The sequence below is a fragment of the uncultured Algibacter sp. genome (genome assembly GCF_905480415.1).
Lineage (GTDB): Bacteria > Bacteroidota > Bacteroidia > Flavobacteriales > Flavobacteriaceae > Algibacter_B.
In genome coordinates this window covers 1-22,053 of the sequence record NZ_CAJQQI010000017.1, presented here as the reverse complement: position 1 = coordinate 22,053, position 22,053 = coordinate 1, and the positions used below count along the sequence as shown (strand labels likewise).

Sequence of the window (22,053 nt, the reverse complement as noted above, 5' to 3'; positions counted from 1 at the left end):
TAAGTATTGGTTTTTTAAAAAGTAACGCAAAATACGAAATTAATGTAAATTTCTAAAAATAAAACGTGCAATACAGTCCTGCCTCATATTAAATTATTATAGTCACATTATAATTTAATATGATTTGAGTTTTATTAGTAATTTTAATTGAAATTGATAATTTAACAAGCTGTATCATAATATAAAAAATAATCAATTAAATTATAACAAAAACTAGTTCATTCACTTTTATAGAGCAGATCTCGTTACCATAAATTTAGCAATTGAAAACATCAAACTGAGTAGTACTTAATCCTTCAAAAAAATATAATTGGAATTATGAACTGTTAGAGTTTCACTAAAACAAACTTTTAATAATTTGTTCTTCCGAAATTCCTTCTGCTTCCGCTTTGTAATTTTTAATAATTCTATGACGAAGTATACTTTGAGCCACTGCTTGCACATTTTCTATATCTGGAGAAAATTTTCCATGAATTGCAGCATGTGTTTTAGCCGCTAAAATTAAATTCTGAGATGCTCTTGGACCCGCTCCCCAATCAATATACGTTTTTACAATTTCTGGAGCTACATCAGAATTTGGCCTTGTTTTAGAAACCATAGAAACCGCATACTCTATAACATTATCAGCAACTGGAATACGACGAATTAAATGTTGAAAATCTACAATTTGTTCTGCAGAAAGTAGTGAATTCACTTTCACTTTATTGTCATTTGTTGTCGCTTTTACAACCTGAACTTCTTCTTGGTAAGTTGGATAATCTAAGTTTATTGCAAACATAAACCTATCTAATTGTGCTTCAGGTAAAGGATATGTGCCTTCTTGCTCAATTGGATTTTGTGTAGCCAAAACAAAATAAGGTAAGTCTAGCTTATAATTATGACCTGCAACTGTTACAGAGCGTTCTTGCATAGCTTCTAATAAAGCCGCTTGTGTTTTTGGAGGCGTTCTATTGATTTCATCTGCCAAAATAATATTGGCAAAAATAGGTCCTTTAATAAATTTGAAGTGGCGATCTTCATCTAGAATCTCACTTCCCAAAATATCACTAGGCATTAAATCCGGAGTAAATTGAATGCGCTTAAAGTCTAAGCCTAAAGCTTGAGCTATCGTATTAACCATCAAAGTTTTTGCTAGACCCGGAACACCAATTAGTAATGAATGTCCACCTGAGAATATTGAAATAAGTATTTGGGTTACAACCTCATCTTGACCAATAATAACTTTGGCAATTTCCGTTTTTAAAACTTTAAACTTTTTTACAAATTCTTCAATGGCAGCAACATCAGACATACTAACTATTTTTTTAACCAATTACCAGAAAAATCACAAGCTCTGTGTTCTTTACTCACTTTTATATAAGTGTCAAGTATTTTTTCATCTTGCCACTCTTCAATGGCTCTAATTTTCTTTTCTTCTAAAGCTAAGTCCTTAATTTTTATAAAGTCACGAGCGTAGTCTGCCTTATGGTCTTCAATTCTATCAGTAACCATTAAAATTTTAAATTTAACATTACCTGTTCTATCTTCTTCGTTTAAAACCAAACTCACATCATCATCTTTTAAATTTTGAATTTGTGCATAAAGCTCTGGATCCATTCTCGTCAACTCAAAATTATAATCTTGTGTTGTTGGGTTTATCAATTGCCCACCATCATTTTTTGTTTCTTTTTCATCACTCACTTCTTTTGCAGCATCAGCGAAAGAAATATCACCATCAACAATTCGCTTTCTAACATTTTCTAAGCGGTCTTTGGCTTCTTGAATAGCTTCACTAGAAATTTTAGGCGTTAATAAAATATGGGCAACATCATATTCTTGACCTCTTATTTTTTCTAAAGTAACAATATGATAACCAAAATCGGATTTAAAAGGTTCTGAAATTTCCCCTTCTTGTAATGCAAATGCAACCTGCCTAAATTCTTTAACCATTCTTGGTTGTTTTCTGTTTAGCGTATACTTACCGCCTTTACTTGCTGAACCTGGATCTTGAGAGTATAAAACAGCCTTAGAACGGAAACTTGCTCCTCTTTCAATAATATCTGCTTTAAATTGTTTTAAACGATCAATCAATTTTTGATTTTCTTCTTCTGAAACCTTAGGTTCAGCTACAATTTGAGCTACTTTAAGTTCTGTCCCAAAAGTTGGTCGTTCATCTTCAGGAATTTTATTGTAAAATGTTCTTACTTCTTCTGGAGTAATTTCAATTTCCTCAACAATTTTAGCTTGCATTCTTTGAGCAAGTAGATTTGACTTATTAATTTCAAACATTTCATCTCTAAAACCTTGCTCATCGTCTTTATTATAAAATTCTAAAAGACGTTCCATTGAACCATTTGTTTGTTGAAGGAACTGTTGAATTTGATAATCTACATTTTTTCTTATTTCAGCATCAGACACAGGAATACTATCTTGAATAGCATGATGGGCATATAGTTTTCTTTCCAACATTAAACCAAATAATTGGCAATCATCTACACCTTCAAGAGAGCCGCCACTTGCTTGAACTTGATCTCTTTCTTTTTGAATATCAGATTCTAAAACAATAAAATCTCCTACTACAGCAGCAACACCATCCACTTTTCGCGCCTTTGAAGTATCAACAGAATCTACTTTTTTAGTAACTTCCTTTACTTCATCTTTGATAATTTCTTGAGCATATGCAGTATTCACTGTTACGAAAGCTAAAAATAAAGCCAATACATGTTTTAGGTTAATCGTAAATTTCAAATTGTTTGTTTTTAATAGCATCTTTTGTGATATCTTTTTCTAATTCTTTAATCAGTTCTAGCTTACGTTTGTTAATGACTATTTGATCAATAGTTGGCTTAACATATTCCAACGGCGCCGTGTCATTTCTAACTAAAACATCATTAATTTGCATCAAATATACTCCTAATGAATCTTTGAGTTGTACAAAATTAGATTTTTTTAACAGTTGATTTTTGTTTTCTGAATTAACAGCTGGAATTTTCTTTATAACTTGAGTTAATTTAATCCAAATGGAGTCATTAAAAGAATAGGATTTAAACTGTATAGAAATAGAATCCAGAATCTTTTTATCGATTTTATTGTAACGCCTAAATTGTTTTCTAATATTCGAATAGTTGATAATATTTTCATCTAAATGAATGTAACGAAACTTAATAAGTTCTTCGTTTAATTTAAATACCTCTTTGTTATTGGTATAATACGCTTCAGCTTCATCAATAGAAACAGCGATATCTATACTTCGTTTTACTAAAGCTTCAATATAGGCTTTGGAATACAAATCATTTTTATACTGAACTACTAATTTATCGAAAGCTGCTTGCTTTTCTTCGCTTAAATTTAGTTTAGCACCATCAACAAACAACTGTTGTGTCGCCCATCTATTTATGAAATTCTGAATTAAAAGTATACTATCCTGTTTTGATGTATCTTCAGATACCAAGTCGTTTATATCATCTTCATAAAGATAATTTTCATTAACTCGTGCTATAGGGTTATTGCCATCTGATTTTTTTATAAAATCACATGAATTCACCATAACTAACAATCCTATTAAAAAGACTTTAATGCGCACGTATTATTTTTTAAGTTGAGACTTAACCTTTTCTAGTACGTCTTGATTAACTTCAACATTATACTTTCCTCTTAAATCTTTCAGCCAATTTTCTTCTTTATAATTTTGATAATCGCTAATTACAGTTCCCTTGGCCTCTTCTAACGTTTTTTGTTCTTGTGGTAAAACGTCTTTTACATTTACAACTACAAAAGCATCATTATGTTTATGTATTTCTGAAATCCCTTTTTTGAAATCAAAACTTTCTGGAAGGGCTTGGTGTTCAGCATCCATGATACCAGAAGTAAAAATAACATCTACTTTATTATTGCTATTTACAAGAGATTTAATCTGATCTAACACTATGTTCTCGCTTAAAAGCTTAGATACTTTTTTAAGTGTTTTTTGTTTAGTTGAAGAGGCCACAATAGCATCAAGTCTTTTAGGCTTTACATAATTAGCTTTATTACTTTCATAAAATTCCTCTATGGCTGTTGAATCTGTTTTTGCAGCATTCCAAATAGTGGTCTCCATAAGATCGAATAACAATAATCCATCTCTATATTCTGCAACTATATTTGCGTAATCTTTATTTTCAGTCTCTAAATTATCCTCTTGATATTTAACTAAACTATCATTTAAGAAAGAGTCATATTTCTTCGATACTAAGGATTCTATAGATTCTTTTTTCGGTTCATTACGTTGGGAGTTAATTAAGAATACACCAAAATCATTATAAGCAAATTCTTTATCTCCTATTCTAACTAACAGCTCACTACCTTTAAAATCTTCAGGAAGTTTCCAAGTTCTTTTAAAATAATCATCATTTAAAATAGAAACAAAATAATCTAAATTAGGGTGTTTAGAGCCAATATTATACTTTGTTTTTAACTTATTCGTTAACGCTTCATCTATTAATTTAGATCTACTATCGCGTTTTACCTTTTCAACTAATTCAGGTTTCATAGCTTCAAAGCTTGGCACGGGCTTCTTATTATGCAACTTTACAATATGCCAGCCATATTCAGTTTTGAATGGCTCTGAAACATCGTCAACATTCTCTAAATTAAAAGCAATATCTTCAAATTCTTTCGCTCTTATTTGTCCTCCAGAAAATGCTTTTAACATGCCTCCTTTTGATGCTGAATTTTTATCATCTGAAAATTGTTTAGCCAAAGATTCAAATGCTTCACCTTGATTTAGTTTTTTATAAATATCTTGAATTCTTACTTCTGGTTTTTCTGCTAAAGAATCCCTTTTACTCTCAATGACCATAATGTGAGCAACCGTTCGCTCTCCTCTTGATTGGCGTTTATCTAAAACATTCACAATGTGATATCCAAAGCGTGTTCTAAATGGTTTCGACACATCTCCAACCTTGGTATTATAAGCAACACTTTCAAACTTATAAACCATGCTAAAACCTGAGAAATAACCTAATTTCTCACCGAAAACAGTTTGTCCATTATGCACTTCTAATCTTACTTTTTCAAATCCTTCTTTTAAAGTTCTGTCTCGTAAATTTGTGATTTTAATAAATGCAGCAATAGTATCTTGTGGGATTGCATTTTCGTCAACTTTAATCAAAATATGATTTGCATTAAGTTCATACGACATGCGTTGGTAAGCTTCTTTCACCAATTCGTCTGTAACTTTAGAATCAGTGATATAATTTTTGGCTAATTGCTTTTTATAACTTAAAAGTTCTCTTTTGTAAGAAGGCTTTTGATGCAAATCTAAACTTCTTGCTTCTTTTAGCTTCAATTTATAATTTGTAAAAAGCTTTAAATACTCATCAACATCCTTTTGAGATTCATCTTGAACTAAATCAAGGTTTTTATTATAAACTCTTAAAAATTCAGAAGCAAAAACTGGTTCGTTATCGACTGTAAAAAGCACATCTTTATCAACTGACTGTCCCATTACATTTAACATATAGCATGCTAAAAATAAAGTAAATAAAAATCTTAATTTCATGGACTGATTTTTTTTTAATGATTACAAAAATACTAAAATAGACCTATAATACAAGTTGTTTTTTTAACGATTAAAAAAAGTAATTATTATAACTATTATGCTTTAAAACTACTTATTTAGCGCATTCCTTTTTACATTATATTTGAAGTAAAACTAACTCATACTATTTCAACTTAAATTATATGCGCAAACTAAAGTTAATTTGGGATTTCCGTGGATCTGACTCAAAGAAAATTGCAGAGCACCACGAAATTCATTTAAAAGAGTACATTAAATTAGAAGACTTAAATATTACCATTACTGGGGTTGAAGAATTAAACATCAATCATTCTATTGCGTTTTTGGTGGTATCTGAAACGGGTATGAAGGAAATCAGAGATGCTTTAAAACCTCATAGAGGTCAGGTTTATACAGAATAATAAGTATGGAAGCAATATGATAATATTAGCATAAGCATTAAGGATATATGTTTGGCAGAACCATACATCGCTGAACGTCTTTTAAAAATTCTAAATCCAAAAGCCAATGGCTTATATTTAGATATTGGTTGTGGAACGACAAATTACACAAATATATTTCGGAAAAAGGGTTTTATTTTAATTGGAGTTAAATCTAAATAAAAAATGCTTAAAAAAGCAAAACATAAAAACCAACATACTGGTTGGAGACTAGAGCAAACTGAAAGCACAACATTAGAAACATAAAGTACCCAAGGTATTATTGCTAGTCGAGCTTTACATCATGGACATGATTTATAAAAAAGTTTTGCTTATCAAAATGGCATGCTCACAAAGGAATTAATTTAAGTTTTGAAGTCTTTTTTTTAAACCAGCTTTAAAAATTAAATTCTCCTTTTAGGATACTGCTTTCTAATATTCCAAATCAGTTCCTCTAAACCATTTAACTTCAACTCATAAACCTGTTCTAGCATGTTTCCTAATTTCCCTTTAGGAAACCCTTTGTTATGATACCAAACCACATAATATTCAGGTAAATCTATTAAATAACGGTCTTTGTATTTTCCATAAGGCATTTTAGTATGTGCCAAGTCGATTAAAAATTGTTTATCTAATAACATATAATTAATCTACAGATTTGTATTTTAAATACTTATTAAGTTCAGCGTCCACATAAATTCTCCACTTTGATTGAGCTTCAAAATTTCTTGAATAATCGGTTTCATTATCATACTTGTTTTGCATCTGAGACAATTTAACATTTATATAAGTATGAATTTTATTTAACTCCACCCTAACGTCATTTGTAAGCTTTAATAGACAAATACGATATCTAAATTTGCAAGCGTATAACTCAGTAAAATCAAAATGTAATTGTTCCTGCCCTAAAATATGATCATCAGCTTGTTCAATTTTAAACCATGATTGGTCTGGATAAAAATAGGCGTATACTTCTGATGAAAAACTAACCACTTCTTTTTTATCTGTTCGCCTGATGGAAAAACCAAATGTAATTCCTGAAGCTGATATAGCAACTGCACTATCATTCATATTAGGTTTTGCTTTAAAATCTAGCCACGTTAATTTGTAAGTTTCATTCCAAGGTAATACGGGTTCATCATTTTAAACAAAAACCAAACAACTTATTAAGAGAAGAATCCTAATCACAGGTTTAAGCTACTGAAATATAAAACGAACAGCCTTAAATCTTACTGTTTTACTTCAACAACAGTTAAATCGTCGTACTTAACAAGATATACAGAATCGTTATAATAACCTCCAAAAAGTTTCTTCTTATAAGCAAACTTATTTTCTACATACTCTGTTAGAGGTGTATTATTTACAGATGTATATAAATCATCAGAAGACACTAAACGTAATACCACATCCATGGTTAAATCGAAACCTCTGACTGCTCTTTTATTTGGAGTAATGTTATAAAGTTTATCATACTTTTTAACGAAAGCATTGTTATCATTTTCGTTGTATTCTTTAGACGCAGTAGCAAAATGAAATTGCAAATTAGATAAGTGTGTGTTGTTTATTTGATCACCTTCAAAAGCTGAATTAATATTTGTAGTTACTAGTACAATTTCTGAGGGTTCTTCAGTTGATTCAGGATCTACCTTATTATTTAAAGATGCCAAAACACTAGTTACGTTTGAAGCATACCCTTCATTTTGAGTTTCTAAAAACACCAGGTTCTTACCAGGTTTTAAAGCTCCTTCTATATCTTCTTTAGTTACAAAAAACTCATCTTCACCCTCTTTACTTTTTCTGGAGTACACCAATTTAGCTATATTAAATTCACGCTTCAATTCATTTGCTGTAGCTACATTTTTGGTGTCAGCAATAATAATTATATTACCAATCAACGAATCTGATTTTGCAAAATTAATAACCTTAGTTTTTAATAAATCATCAGATGGTCTTGATTGAAATACATTATCATGTAGTTTCAACTTTGTACCAATTGGAGAAATTACTGGGGTATTATATTTCTCAAGTTCTGAGGCCACTTTATTAAAACTTGCCGGTGTTAAAGGCCCAATAACAGCATCAATGTTTTCAAAATCATTCTCTCTAATAATCCTTGAAACTTCGCTAACCTCATATCGCGTATCATAAACATCAACCTTCAAAGAAATTCCTAATGTTTTTAAAGAATCTAGAGCCATTAAAACACCTGAATGAAAATCTAGAGACACATTCAAATAAGGATCTTTCTTTAAGCTCTTTTTAGCATCAGATATAGAATCAAAATCAACACGATGCATTCTAAAGGGTAGCATAATTGCGATATGCTTTGTTTCAAAATCCGAAATACTATTGACTAAATTAACTACTTCAGATTCTCCTTCAATAAGCCCTTCTATCGCATCTGAATGTGGTATTTTTAATATCATACCAGACTTCAACCCTATTTCTTTTAACTCTGGATTTAAAGCCTCTAATTGGTCTTGTTCTAAATCTAATTTAAGTTTTAAACGATAAAAACCCTCTTTTGGTAATACTTTGTAGTAACTATATTGGTCGTCAAATTGTTTTTCCGCTTCATCCTTTAAGTTGGGTACATTAATAACGTCACCTTCTTTCAAGACTTCAGTTATACCTGGATTCAAGACTTCTAATTCTTCAACGGTAACTCCAAATTTATACGCAATTCGCCATTTTCCTTCTTTAGGTTGTACGGTGTATCGCTTGGTAGCTTCTAATTCTTCAACAATTTTCGTAATTTTATATTTTGGTATTTGCAATCTGTCACCTTTTCTCAAGGTATTAGAATACAAGAACTTATTATATTTCTTTATATCATCCTCAGAAACATTATACTTTTTAGACAAGCTATATAGCGTTTCTTTTCGTTTAGTTTTATGCTCATTAAACCCTTGAAGTTCTTTGTTTATTGTAATCGTTGGTTTTTTAGCTTTAGAAATAGGAATAATTAAAACCGTATTGGGCTTTAAATCTTTTTTAGCATCGGGATTAAGCTTATAAATATCAAAAGGCGTCACAAAATAACGCTTTGAAATAGCCTCAATAGTTTCTCCTTTTTTAACTTGATGGGTGCTAAAATTTTGAGCTTCAACCGATGTAAAACCAAATGCCAAAACCAAAATAAGTACTAATAAAATTCTCTTCATGTTGTTTAATATACAAGATATAAATATAATAAAACCTGATTACTTAGTTATATACGTTTCATACTCCGTTAAGGATTGAAACAAAGCCCTCTTTCTTAATTATTAGCACATAGCATGCCAAAACTAAATAATATACACTTTAGCCATTTTATATGGGTGTTACCAGAAGAGTAGCGCTTTATTCGTTAGGTTTTATTTTAATTTATTCAGCTCATGAATATGAATAGTTCACTATTTTCTTCCTCTTAAAGTCATCGAGCTAAAAATTTTGCCTTTTCCATTAATTACTCCCACTCAATAGTTGCAGGTGGTTTCGAACTAATATCGTAAACTACTCTATTAACACCTTTAACCTTATTTATTATATCATTTGATGTTTTTTGAAGGAACTCATATGGCAAGTTTACCCAATCTGCAGTCATACCGTCTGTACTTTCAACAGCTCTAAGTGCTACACATTTTTCATAAGTACGCTCATCTCCCATAACACCAACGCTATTTACAGGTAATAACATGGCTCCTGCTTGCCAAACTTTATCGTATAATCCCCATTCCTTAAGTCCGTTTATAAAAATAGCATCTACTTCTTGAAGCATACGCACTTTTTCAGCAGTAATATCTCCTAAAATACGAATACCTAAACCTGGACCAGGAAATGGATGACGCCCTAACAATTCAGGATCAATACCCAAAGTAGCTCCAACGCGTCTTACTTCATCTTTAAAAATAGCACGAAGTGGCTCCACAATTTTAAGCTTCATGAAATCTGGTAATCCACCAACGTTATGATGACTTTTTATAGTTGCGGATGGTCCGCCCGTAGCCGAAACACTTTCTATAACATCAGGATAAATAGTACCTTGAGCCAACCATTTAACATCTTCTAATTTATGTGCTTCATCATCAAAAACCTCAATAAAAGAATTCCCAATAGCTTTACGTTTTTTCTCTGGATCTTCAATTCCGGCTAGAGCATCTAAAAATCTATCTGAAGCATCAACACCCTTTACATTGAGCCCCATGCCTTCGTATTGATTCAAGACACTTTGAAATTCGTTTTTACGAAGTAATCCGTTGTTTACGAAAATACAATACAGGTTTTTTCCAATGGCTTTGTTTAATAACACTGCAGCAACAGTAGAATCCACGCCACCGGAAAGTCCTAAAACTACTTTATCATTTCCTACTTTTTCTTGAATGGCCTCAACCGTTTCTTCAACAAAAGAATCTGGTGTCCAATCTTGATTTATATCGGCAATCTTAACTAAAAAGTTTTCTAATAATTGTTTTCCATCTTTAGAATGATAAACCTCCGGGTGAAACTGAATAGCAAAAGTATTTTCTCCTTCTATTCTAAATGCGGCATTTTTAACATCATTTGTACTTGCTAGCAAAACACCGTGTTTAGGTAATGTTTTAATCGTATCACTATGACTCATCCAAACTTGACTTCCTTTAGAAATACTAGCAAAAAATGGTTCACCTTTTTGAATGAAAGATAAATTAGCACGACCATATTCTCTAGTATTTGAAGGTGCTACCTCTCCTCCTGAAAAATGAGCTAAATATTGTGCGCCGTAACAAACGGCAAGCATTGGCTTTTTACCTCTAATCTCTGATAAGTCTGGATGCAATGCATCTTCTCCTCTTACAGAATTTGGGCTACCAGACAGAATTACGGCCTTGTAGTCTTCTATATTTGTTGGAATTTTATTGAATGGATGTATTTCGGAGTATATGTTGAGTTCTCTCACTCTACGGGCAATAAGTTGTGTGTATTGCGATCCGAAGTCTAAAATTAATACCTTATCATGTTGCATGCGCAAAAATAGTATTTATAGTAAAACTAAATATGCAAAAAACGAAAAATTATTCCATTGATTTTAAAATCAAATCTATATCATTTTCAGTAGTATCAGGATTGATAAAACAAAAACGTGAAACAGTTTCATAACTATCTCCTTGTTTCCATTTTGTAGGAGTTACCAAAGCAAATCCCTTTTCATGATTTTCATAGGTCCAATGCGTGTAATCATCAGAATCCCATCCTATCCTTCTGTATAAAACACAGGATAAACTTGGTTCTCTCACCAATTCTACATTAGGGTTTTCTTTTATTAATCTACCTGCAATTTGGGCTAACTCAATACCTCTTTCTACAGCTTCTTTGTATCTATCTGTTCCATGAGTTGCTAATGAAAACCATAACGGTAAACCTCTAACGCGACGTGTCAGTTGTATTTGATAATCTGTAGGGTTAAAACCATGAGCACCTTCATCTTTAAAAATATCTAAATAAGAACCTTGTTGAGAATGTGCGTTTTTTGCTAATTCTGGATTTCTATAAATAACAGCTCCACAATCATAAGGCGAGAACATCCATTTATGCGGATCTATGGTAATACTATCCGCCTTTTCTATACCATTGAATAAATGACGCACTGAATCTGCTACTAAAGCTCCACCACCATAAGCTGCATCAACATGAAACCATAAATTTTCTTTTTCGCATATAGCAGCTATTCCTTCTAAATCATCTACAATACCAGCGTTTGTTGTTCCTCCAGTGCCAACAACTGCAAATAAACGTTGCCTTTGTTGTATTGGTAAATTCTTAATTGTAACCTCTAGAGCCTCTTTTTCTAATTTATCTTCCGTATCTACTAAAAGCACATCTATATCGGCCACTTTAGCCATAGCTTTAATTGAAGAATGCGCCCCTATTGATGTAATAATAAGGCCCTTTTCCAGATTATTTCGCTCTTTAAGGCTACGCCAGTATTCTCTAGCTGTAACAATCGCCGAAAGATTTGCAGCCGTTCCACCACTTGTAAAAACACCAAAAGCATCTTCAGGCAAACCTGTTAAGGAGACTATCCATCGCATGGCTTCATTTTCACAAAAAATCCCTCCTGCGCCTTCCATCCAATAAGCTCCATGTATACTAGATGCCGATGTTACTAAGTCAAACATTACAGCAGCTCTTGTAGGCGATGCAGGAACAAAAGCTAAGTGCCTGGGATGGTCAATAGGCACATTACATTTGGTTAAATGTTTTTTCCATAATTTAAAGGCTCGCTCTCCTCCAATCCCATTTTCTGTAATGGTTTCACCTACTAAAGCTTTAAGCTCTTCTTCTTTTTTAGGTTTACCAATCTTTTGTTTTGTTGATGAAAGCCTGTCTATAACATACTTCATAACATCCATGGTCATATCAACTAAATCAATATCTGTTTTGTGCATAGTCTATACCGTTAAAATTGTAAACTCATTTTTTAAAGGTTTTAAATTTTCAATTAAATCAGGAATTAACTGCTCACCATATTCCAAATAAAACTCTGAGAAGTTAGTATTTCGTTCTTGTAAACTACCATTTGGGAATAATTCATTTTGAATATCAGTCATTCTTTCAACCTCATCAGATAGCTTTCTTTTTTGTGCTTTCAACAAGCGCTTTTCAAGATTCTCAAGTCCTTTTAATTGCTTTATTTCTTGTGCTTTAATCGCCCCTAAAAAAGATTCATCCGTTTTTCTTGCAAGATGATATAAGTTTTCAAACTGTTGTTTTAAATGATTTTTTTGAACTGATAAATCAATATCAATATTAGATATTTCCCTGACCTTTTTATTAATTAATGCATCTGGTTTTAAGAAAACATCTTCTAAAGAAATATCTAGCTTTTTAAGTTTTTTAGCTTGTTTTTCTGTTTGAATTAAAGCAGAATTTCTTAATAACAGTATTGGAAAGGTTATTTCTACTTTATCAAAATAATTTTTAAGTTGCATCCAATAAGCTAACTCACCACCACCACCAATGTAACACAGATTAGGCAAAATTACTTCTTGATATAATGGACGCATAATAACATTAGGAGAAAACCTTTCCGGGAAGTCTGAGACTTCTTTAAGTATCTCACTCTTACTCCAAGAAATATTAGTGCTTAAAACCTTATAAAGGTCATCTTCAAAAACAATACGCTCCCTAATGTCCTTATTCAAATAAAATAAATTAATTTCACGAGGATTGACTTGAATACTATAGGACTCTGATAGTATTTTATTACTTTCGGAAACACATTTATAAGAAGTTTGTTCTAGCAGTTCTTCTTTAATAATTGGAATAAATCCCCTTTTCAATTCAGCTACATTAGCATCAATAATTACTAAACCATAATCTTTAAACAATTCATTTGCTAGAAATAACGTGGCATCAGCCAAATTATCGTGGTCCAAATATGCCTTACTAAAAAGAGCTCTTAACATTTCAGCATTTTGAGTATTCCCAAGCTGCTCAGAAAACACTTTAAAAACATCTTCAAGGCCTTCAGTAGACAAATTACCAACCGCACCGGCGGACGCTCTGTTCCATTGTAACTTTTTCCCTTTAAAACTGAAGTAATTTATTTCATCAAAATCATGATCCTCAGTGGCCATCCAATACACAGGAACAAAATTACACTCTGGATATTTAGTTTTTAGTTCTTTGGAAAGATTAATAGTGGAAACAATTTTATAAAGAAAATACAGTGGTCCCGAAAATAAATTAAGTTGATGACCCGTAGTAATAGTAAATGTATTCTCAGATTTTAAACTCTCAATATTTTGAATTGTTAATTCTGAAGACTCAATCTTTTTATATTGTTTGGAAAGAGCAGAGGCTAATGTAATTCTTGAAGCAGAATCAAAAGACCCTCTTTTTTCTTCAATTTGAGATTTAAAATTTTCTATTTTAGGATAACGATTATAGAATACCTGTATTTCTTGATTTTCATCAAGAAAGTCAAACATTAATTTAGAAAAATAACCGGTATCATGAAACCGAATATAATCTTTTTTCATATTTCAATTTATAAAATCATGTAAATATAAGGCTATTCAAATTCTATAATTCAAAAAAATAAGTTAAGAGTATTATTACTTTAAAACTATTAGGTCCAAAGTATAATTTAGATAAAAAAAGCAGCTAACAACATGGCGTACAATTCTTAAAGCACTTTAAAGTGATACAAGCCAGAATTAGACGTATTTCCTAAAGACTCTTTAATTATTTACCCATTGGTATATGATTCTTAATAATACATCAAAAGCTCTTATTTCTTTTATCGAAACTCAGAGATAAAAAAATCTAATACTTGATTTTATTATCGAAGTTTTTGGATTTTCAAAAACAAGTTAGAAAAACTATTGATTAATAGGTTAACAGGTGCATTTTTAATATCTTAATAGCACTAAACATCTGTTAAAACATTCATTATGAAAAAGTTAATTACTTCTCTAGTATTCATTTTATTTTTAGTGAGTACTAGCTTATTAATTGCACAAGACCTCAAATCTTTTAAAGAAATAACTGGGAAGATAATTGATGCTGATACCAAAAAGCCATTAGTTTTCACAGACATTGTTATAAAAAACTCCAACATTAGTACCATTACCAATTCTGATGGTGAATTTCTTTTAAAAATACCAAATACTTTTTTAGAAGGAAGTATAACAATCTCTCACTTAGGCTATAAAAAAAGAGAACTAAAAATCTCATCGATAAAGAATCATGAAGAAATAGGACTTACTCCTTCGATAACTCAATTAAATGAAATTAGCATAACAGCTACAATTAAAAATGCTAGAGAATTAGTTGAAGAAACTCTTAAAAAGAAAAGTAGTCTGTACAATAACAAAAGTACTTTAATGACTGCTTTTTACAGAGAAACTATAAAAAAGCGACGAAAAAATGCTTCTCTTTCTGAAGCAGTTGTTAAAATTCATAAACAACCCTATAATAACAAAAGAAGGGATCATATTGAATTAATTAAAGCAAGAAAAAGTACTGATTATTCCAAACTAGATACTTTAGCCCTAAAACTACAAGGCGGGCCATTTAGTAATTTATATACCGATATTATTAAATACCCAGAATACATCTTTAACGATGAAGATTTGCCTAAATACAAGTTTAGTTATGGTAACTCTACAAGTATAAATAACAGACAAATCTATGTCGTTAACTTTAAACAAAAAGAAGGTCTTAGTATACCCCTTTATTATGGCAAACTTTACATTGATGCCGAAACTTTAGCTTTAACTAATGCTGTTTATAGCTTAAATGTTTCGAATAGAGAATTGGCAAGTCGAATGTATGTTAGAAAAAAACCTAGAAAAGTAGATGTATATCCCACTGAGGCCACATACCGTGTAAATTATAGAACTACAAACGACCAGTGGCATTATGTCTACAGTAATATTTCTCTAACTTTTAAAGTGAATTGGAAAGGTAAACTTTTCAATAACACATACACTTTGAATAGTGAAATGGCCATTACAGATTTGGAAATTCAAGATACTAATCTTGCGAAAATAAGAGGTAAATTAATTCGTCCTACCACTATTTTAAGTGAAAAAGCTTCAGGTTTTTCAGATCCAAGATTTTGGGGAGCTTATAACATTATTGAACCCGAAAAGTCTATTGAATCTGCTATTAAAAAAATACAAAAGCAGTTAAAACGAACTTAAAATTTATTTATGTTTTAACTATTATTTGACGTGACAGGCTATTAATTTTTTAAAATAATGTTATTTGTCCTTCATCATCAGAATCTAAATTACTATTCTCAGAATCTGAGTCAGTATTTGAAGATTTACTTTTAGTTTCAGTTGAGACTTCTTTTTCATCAACGACTTCTAAATCATCAGCATGAACTTCTTCTGGAGCTTCATATGGTAAAGATTCTAGAAGGTTTACCTGATTTACTTTATCTTTAGTTAATTGGTTTCCTAATGCACTTATACCTTTTATAGTAATAAATTCCTCAAGGTTTATTTCCAAATTGTCTTTACGTTCTTTACCTCGTTCTTTTGCAAAAACAATTTCTGCCATGGGTTTCCAGTCGGTAGAAATAATTTCTAATTGTGAATTTGGATGTTCAGAAATAAACGATTCTTCTCTTCCTTCTTGGTCTATTAAAAAACGCTTTACATAATACATTTCCTTTTCGCCATTAAAATAAATAGCAGAAATTGGTTTTTTTGGAACCCATTTTTCCATAACAATCATATTGTTATCAAAATGCATAGTAACTTCTGGAGTTACTGTTTTGAGAACACCTGACTGATTTATTATAAGCAATTTATCTTCACCTCTAAACTCTCCTATAAGCTCTCCTCTACCATCAACATTTAATCGCTGAACCGTATCATCAAACCAAATTTTTCGGGGTTTTAAAGTAGATACTCCTTTTTCTTTTAACTCTACACGCTTCACTGTAAATTTAGTAACTAAATTACCTTTGGAAACACGACCTTTTATTAGGATATCGGCAAAATCAATATCCCATTTCAGCTTTTTGACACTACCTGTTTGTCGTAAATTAATAGTTACAACCTCAGCTTCCCCATTAGGGTTTGCAGAGAAGTATAGACTTACAGAACCTTTGTTTCCATTCGTTAAATCGTACTCTCTATCTCGTGTAATAGAAGTAACGGCAAAACGCTTTATATATGAAGGCCCGCCTTTTCCATCACGGTAAATCATATTGTAAATGGTACGCTTGTCCTTTTTCTTGAATACAGCTACGTGAATAATATCTTTCCCAATAAAAGTTTTAGAATCGACTTTGGTAACCATCATTTTACCTTCTTTAGTAAACACGATAATATCATCAATATCGCTACAATCGCCAACATATTCATCACGACGCAACGACGTCCCTATAAAACCTTCTTCCCTATTTACGTAAAGTTTTGTATTGCGTATAATTACCTTAGTTGCATCGACATCATCAAAAGTTCTTATTTCTGTTTTTCGCTCGCGCCCTTCACCATACTCTTTTTTAAGCCTTTTAAAAAATGCAATAGCATAATCGATTAAATGCTCTAAATGATTTTTTATTTCTGCAATTTGTTCTTCTAAAGCATCTATTTTTTGTTGTGCTTTATCAATATCGAATTTTGAAATACGTTTGATTCGAATTTCTGTTAAACGTGCAATATCTTCTGTTGTTACTGCTCGCTTTAAATGTTTAATATGAGGCCTTAGTCCTTTATCAATTGCGTTTATAACACCCTCCCAAGTTTCTTCCTCTTCAATATCACGATAAATTCTATTTTCAATAAAAATACGCTCTAAAGAAGCAAAATGCCATTGTTCCTCAAGTTCACCAAGTTTTATTTCTAATTCTTGTTTTAAAAGCTGAACCGTATTATCCGTAGAACGACGCAGCATTTCTGTAACACCAATAAACAGCGGCTTATTATCTTCAATAACACAACCTAAAGGTGAAATTGATGATTCACAACTCGTGAATGCATATAATGCATCTATTGTTTTATCTGGTGACAACCCTGATGGTAAATGCACCAATATTTCAACTTCAGCAGCCGTATTATCTTCAATCTTTTTTACCTTTATTTTACCCTTATCATTAGCCTTTAAGATAGAATCTATCAAAGATGATGTTGTTGTTCCAAAAGGTAATTCGGTTATTACAAGTGTGTTTTTATCTAATTGTGAAATTTTGGCACGCACACGTACTTTACCTCCTCTATTACCATCGTTATAATTTGAAAAATCGGCTATTCCTGCCGTTGGAAAATCTGGTAAAATCGTGAATTTTTTTCCTTGTAAATGCTTGATTGAAGCCTCGATAAGTTCAATAAAATTATGAGGCAATATTTTAGTTGATAATCCAACAGCTATTCCTTCGCCTCCTTGAGCTAAAAGTAAAGGAAACATAACTGGCAAGTTTACGGGTTCTTTTCTACGTCCGTCATAACTGTACTGCCATTCGGTAATTTTAGGATTAAAAACAACATCTAATCCAAACTTAGAAATACGAGCTTCAATATAACGAGATGCTGCCGCCCGATCTCCTGTTAAAATATTTCCCCAGTTTCCTTGGGTGTCGATTAACAAATCTTTCTGACCAATTTGCACCATAGCATCGGCAATACTAGCATCACCATGCGGGTGATATTGCATAGTATGCCCTACGATGTTTGCTACTTTACTGTAGCGTCCATCATCTAAATCTTTCATAGAATGCATAATACGTCGTTGCACGGGTTTAAAACCGTCTTCTATGGCTGGCACAGCACGCTCCAAAATAACATACGATGCATAATCTAAAAACCAATCTTTATACATACCAGTAACTCTGGTAATGGTTTCTTGGGGCTCATTATGTTCGTTTACTAAATCGTCGTTTTGGTCTTCTGTCATTAAAAATTCCTAATTTTTTGGTTGTCCATTAAGTTATGCTCTTCCCTATATTTTACGCTCCTTTGCATTATACTTAACATCATGGATATGTAAATAATCATAAGACCTTTTTTTGTCTTCTTTTTTGTTATTGATATGTAATATTATAGCTTTATTTTTAATTTAGCTTTCCTCAATAATATCTAATTCAACCTTCAAATTATCAATAATAAATTCTTGTCGAGTTGGCGTGTTTTTTCCCATATAGAAAGATAACAATTCTTCAATTGACATGTTATCATCCAACATGATAGGGTCTAAACGAATATTATCGCCTATAAAATGTTTAAACTCATCTGGCGATATCTCACCTAACCCTTTAAATCTGGTAATTTCTGGTTTTGGTTTAAGTTTTTCAATAGCATTCCGTCGTTCTTCTTCAGAATAACAATAAATGGTTTCCTTTTTATTTCGAACTCTGAATAAAGGTGTTTGTAAAATATACAAATGCCCTTGTTTTATTACTTCAGGAAAAAACTGCAAGAAAAATGTAATGAGAAGCAAACGAATATGCATCCCATCAACATCTGCATCTGTAGCAATTACCACATTGTTATACCGAAGGTCTTCAAGAGATTGTTCAATATTTAATGCGGCTTGTAATAAATTAAATTCTTCGTTTTCATAAACAATCTTTTTGCTAAGTCCATAGCAATTTAATGGCTTTCCTTTTAAACTAAATACAGCTTGAGTGTTTACATCACGTGATTTTGTAATACTTCCAGATGCAGAATCTCCCTCTGTTATAAAAAGTGTTGACTCTAAATTACGCCCGTTTTTAATATCACCAAAATGCACACGACAATCTCGTAATTTCTTATTATGAAGACTTGCTTTTTTTGCTCTATCTTTTGCTAATTTTCTAATTCCAGATAGCTCTTTTCGTTCACGTTCAGCTTGTAAAATTTTGCGTTGGATTTTTTCAGCTGTATCTTGATTTTTATGTAAATAGTTATCTAGTTTTGTTTTTAAAAAGTCATTAATATGGGTTCTTACTGTTGGCAAATCACCTCCCATATCTGTAGAGCCTAACTTGGTTTTTGTCTGACTTTCAAAAATGGGTTCCATCACCTTAATAGCAATGGCACTAACTACAGATTTTCTAATATCTGAAGCATCGTAATTCTTTCCATAAAACTCACGAATAGTTCTAACTAATGATTCTCTAAAAGCATTGAGATGCGTTCCTCCTTGCGTGGTGTTTTGTCCGTTTACAAAACTATTATACTCTTCGCTGTATTGTGTTTTACTGTGTGTTAGCGCTACTTCAATATCCTCTCCTCTTAAGTGTATAATTGGATACAGTAAATCTGTCTCGGAAATTTTTTCAGCTAGTAAATCCTTTAGACCATTTTCGCTATAATACTTTTCGCCGTTAAAAACTATAGTTAAACCGGGGTTTAGATACACATAGTTTTTAAGCATTTTTACAACATACTCACTTCTATATTTATAGTTTTTGAAAATAATCTCATCTGGAACGAAAGATACTTTGGTTCCTTTTCGTCTTGAAGTATCTTCTAATAAGTCTTTATTGGTTAAATTACCCTGCGAAAATTCCGCGGAAGCACTTTTACTATCCCGTGTAGATTCAACTCTAAAAAACGATGACAATGCATTTACAGCTTTTGTACCAACACCGTTTAATCCCACAGATTTTTTAAATGCTTTAGAATCGTACTTTCCACCAGTATTCATTTTGGAAACCACATCTACCACTTTCCCTAATGGAATACCTCGTCCATAATCCCGTACCGTCACCTTAGTGCCTTGAATGGAGATTTCTATCGTTTTTCCAGCGCCCATGACATACTCATCAATTGAGTTGTCTAGAACTTCTTTAAGAAGAATATAAATACCATCATCTGGCGAAGACCCATCTCCCAGTTTTCCAATATACATTCCAGGACGCATTCTAATATGCTCTTTCCAGTCTAATGAACGTATATTATCTTCGGTATATTTGGTTTCTTGTGCCATTTAATAATTAGAAAATTTAATGAGGGGATGCTAATATAGTATAACCTTTCAAAAAATAAAACAGCTAGGTTACAAAGTAATTAACAATGAAAAACAAATTTTGTTGAGAACCTTATTCTAAGTTTTAGTTGCCTTTTTTAAAGATACAAATAGAATTTCAATGATAATCATCAAATCACCAAATAATTGGAGCCGTGTAAGTCTTACATATATAAAAATTGTTGCTAAAATAATGGTTCAAACTGCCCCAATACCAGCCACAATCGCAAAGTTTAGACAATTAACCCTTTTTATAGAAGACGTTACTAGAAAAGAAGTACAGTATAGAATAAAAAAGAAAACAACATACGCCAAAAGCAAAACACTTCTAACATCAACCTCATAGTTGTGTGCTAGTTTTACCATAACCGCTTTTGATGAAAAAAGTACGATTCAAAAAACACCAATTCCTGCACCAACACAAAATTGTTTCTTCGCTTGCATAAAACGAATTTAGATAGATATTTTTAGTTCAACAGGAATAAAATATAAGAATTACGTTGCTCAAGCTTTGATTAAAAAATATTAATCAATAAAATCTAAACATTAAATAAGAAGTGCATCACATCACCATCTTTAACAATGTAATTCTTTCCTTCCACGCGCATTTTACCAGCTTCTTTAACTTTGGCTTCACTGCCAAAAGTCACATAATCATCATATGCTATAACTTCTGCTCGGATAAATCCTTTTTCAAAATCGGTATGAATTACACCAGCGGCCTGAGGTCCCGTTGCACCTATATCCACAGTCCAAGCTCGAACTTCTTTTACACCAGCTGTAAAATAAGTTTGTTGATTTAGTAATTTATATGCTGAACGAATTAATTTGGCAGCACCAGGTTCATCTAAACCAATATCTTGCAAGAACATTTGACGTTCTTCGTAATCATCTAATTCATTAATATCAGCTTCGGTGCCTACGGCTAAAACCAAAACCTCTGCATTTTCATCTTTAACAGCTTCCTTTATTTTCTCTACATAATCATTTCCTGAAACCGCAGAACCTTCATCTACGTTACATACATACATAACAGGTTTATCTGTAATAAACTGTGATGGTTTTACAAATTCGTTGTAATCATCTTCATTAAACTCTAAAGCTCTTACTGAGATTCCTGATTCTAAACCCGATTTTATTTTTAGTAAAACAGCCTCTTCTTTTTGAGCCTCTTTATTTCCTGTTTTTGCTGCACGCTTTACTTTATCTAACTTCTTTTCAGCAGTTTCCAAATCTTTAAGTTGCAATTCCATATCGATGGTTTCTTTATCTCGAATTGGATTTATATTACCATCAACATGTATGATGTTATCATTATCAAAACATCTTAAAACATGTAAAATAGCGTCAGTTTCACGAATATTAGCTAAGAATTGATTTCCTAAACCCTCACCTTTACTAGCTCCTTTAACTAATCCCGCAATATCTACAATCTCAACAGTAGCTGGAATGACGCGCTCAGGATTTACCAAAGATTCTAATTTTTCTAAACGCGGATCTGGCACATTTACTACACCAATATTGGGTTCAATTGTACAAAACGGAAAGTTTGCACTTTGTGCTTTTGCGTTTGACAAACAATTAAACAACGTTGATTTCCCTACGTTTGGTAATCCTACGATACCTGCTTTCATAATAATATAATTTTGCGAGTGCAAATGTAGT

General features: G+C 31.8%; 16 protein-coding genes. 3 read left to right on the top strand and 13 right to left on the bottom strand.

Annotated elements, in window-relative coordinates; all coding sequences use genetic code 11:
- Window positions 1-337: 337 nt before the first annotated feature.
- Genes QZ260_RS01755 through QZ260_RS01740 form a run of 4 tightly spaced genes read right to left on the bottom strand, consistent with a single transcriptional unit; the run spans window position 338 to window position 5,518 of the window.
- Window positions 338-1,291, bottom strand: coding sequence for a MoxR family ATPase (locus QZ260_RS01755; RefSeq protein WP_295982080.1), 954 nt, complete (start codon window positions 1,289-1,291; stop codon window positions 338-340).
- Window positions 1,292-1,296: 5 nt separating this feature from the next.
- Window positions 1,297-2,727, bottom strand: coding sequence for a peptidylprolyl isomerase (locus QZ260_RS01750; RefSeq protein ID WP_365969012.1), 1,431 nt, complete (start codon window positions 2,725-2,727; stop codon window positions 1,297-1,299).
- Complete coding sequence (locus QZ260_RS01745) at window positions 2,711-3,562, bottom strand: peptidyl-prolyl cis-trans isomerase (RefSeq protein ID WP_295982075.1); 852 nt, start codon at window positions 3,560-3,562, stop codon at window positions 2,711-2,713. Before QZ260_RS01745 ends, QZ260_RS01750 begins: the two co-directional genes overlap by 17 nt.
- A gap of 3 nt (window positions 3,563-3,565) precedes the next feature.
- Window positions 3,566-5,518: a peptidylprolyl isomerase gene (locus tag QZ260_RS01740; protein ID WP_295982073.1), complete on the bottom strand. Its 1,953-nt coding sequence runs from the start codon at window positions 5,516-5,518 to the stop codon at window positions 3,566-3,568.
- A gap of 182 nt (window positions 5,519-5,700) precedes the next feature.
- On the opposite strand from QZ260_RS01740, the gene QZ260_RS01735 reads away from it, so the two are divergent.
- Window positions 5,701-5,937: a hypothetical protein gene (locus QZ260_RS01735; RefSeq protein WP_295982071.1), complete on the top strand. Its 237-nt coding sequence runs from the start codon at window positions 5,701-5,703 to the stop codon at window positions 5,935-5,937.
- 422 nt (window positions 5,938-6,359) lie between these two features.
- On the opposite strand, the gene QZ260_RS01730 is transcribed toward QZ260_RS01735, so the two are convergent.
- The 6 genes from QZ260_RS01730 to bshC form a co-directional block, all read right to left on the bottom strand.
- Entirely contained in the window at window positions 6,360-6,596 is a 237-nt protein-coding gene (locus tag QZ260_RS01730; RefSeq protein ID WP_295982068.1) for a DUF3820 family protein, read from the bottom strand.
- A 4-nt stretch (window positions 6,597-6,600) separates the two neighbouring features.
- Window positions 6,601-7,026 (bottom strand): DUF922 domain-containing protein, encoded by a 426-nt coding sequence (locus QZ260_RS01725; RefSeq protein ID WP_295982066.1) that lies wholly within the window; start codon window positions 7,024-7,026, stop codon window positions 6,601-6,603.
- Between the two features lie 158 nt (window positions 7,027-7,184).
- Complete coding sequence (locus QZ260_RS01720; protein WP_295982063.1) at window positions 7,185-9,119, bottom strand: LysM peptidoglycan-binding domain-containing protein; 1,935 nt, start codon at window positions 9,117-9,119, stop codon at window positions 7,185-7,187.
- Between the two features lie 284 nt (window positions 9,120-9,403).
- On the bottom strand, window positions 9,404-10,939 hold the full coding sequence (gene guaA, locus QZ260_RS01715) for a glutamine-hydrolyzing GMP synthase (RefSeq protein WP_295982060.1): 1,536 nt from the start codon (window positions 10,937-10,939) through the stop codon (window positions 9,404-9,406).
- A 49-nt stretch (window positions 10,940-10,988) separates the two neighbouring features.
- Window positions 10,989-12,362, bottom strand: coding sequence for an aminotransferase class V-fold PLP-dependent enzyme (locus QZ260_RS01710; RefSeq protein WP_295982056.1), 1,374 nt, complete (start codon window positions 12,360-12,362; stop codon window positions 10,989-10,991).
- A 3-nt stretch (window positions 12,363-12,365) separates the two neighbouring features.
- Complete coding sequence (bshC, locus tag QZ260_RS01705) at window positions 12,366-13,958, bottom strand: bacillithiol biosynthesis cysteine-adding enzyme BshC (protein WP_295982053.1); 1,593 nt, start codon at window positions 13,956-13,958, stop codon at window positions 12,366-12,368.
- Window positions 13,959-14,372: 414 nt separating this feature from the next.
- Here bshC and QZ260_RS01700 point away from each other — a divergent pair, with 414 nt between their 5' ends.
- Entirely contained in the window at window positions 14,373-15,626 is a 1,254-nt protein-coding gene (locus QZ260_RS01700) for a carboxypeptidase-like regulatory domain-containing protein (RefSeq protein WP_295982051.1), read from the top strand.
- Window positions 15,627-15,675: 49 nt separating this feature from the next.
- Here the strand turns inward: QZ260_RS01700 and QZ260_RS01695 are convergent, their stop codons facing one another.
- Entirely contained in the window at window positions 15,676-18,330 is a 2,655-nt protein-coding gene (locus QZ260_RS01695) for a DNA gyrase/topoisomerase IV subunit A (RefSeq protein WP_295982048.1), read from the bottom strand.
- Between the two features lie 162 nt (window positions 18,331-18,492).
- Entirely contained in the window at window positions 18,493-20,349 is a 1,857-nt protein-coding gene (locus QZ260_RS01690; RefSeq protein WP_295982045.1) for a DNA topoisomerase IV subunit B, read from the bottom strand.
- Window positions 20,350-20,509: 160 nt separating this feature from the next.
- Here QZ260_RS01690 and QZ260_RS01685 point away from each other — a divergent pair, with 160 nt between their 5' ends.
- On the top strand, window positions 20,510-20,734 hold the full coding sequence (locus QZ260_RS01685; RefSeq protein ID WP_295982043.1) for a hypothetical protein: 225 nt from the start codon (window positions 20,510-20,512) through the stop codon (window positions 20,732-20,734).
- 193 nt (window positions 20,735-20,927) lie between these two features.
- Here the strand turns inward: QZ260_RS01685 and ychF are convergent, their stop codons facing one another.
- Window positions 20,928-22,022, bottom strand: a complete 1,095-nt coding sequence (gene ychF / locus QZ260_RS01680; protein WP_295982122.1) for a redox-regulated ATPase YchF — start codon at window positions 22,020-22,022, stop codon at window positions 20,928-20,930.
- Between the last annotated feature and the right edge of the window lie 31 nt (window positions 22,023-22,053).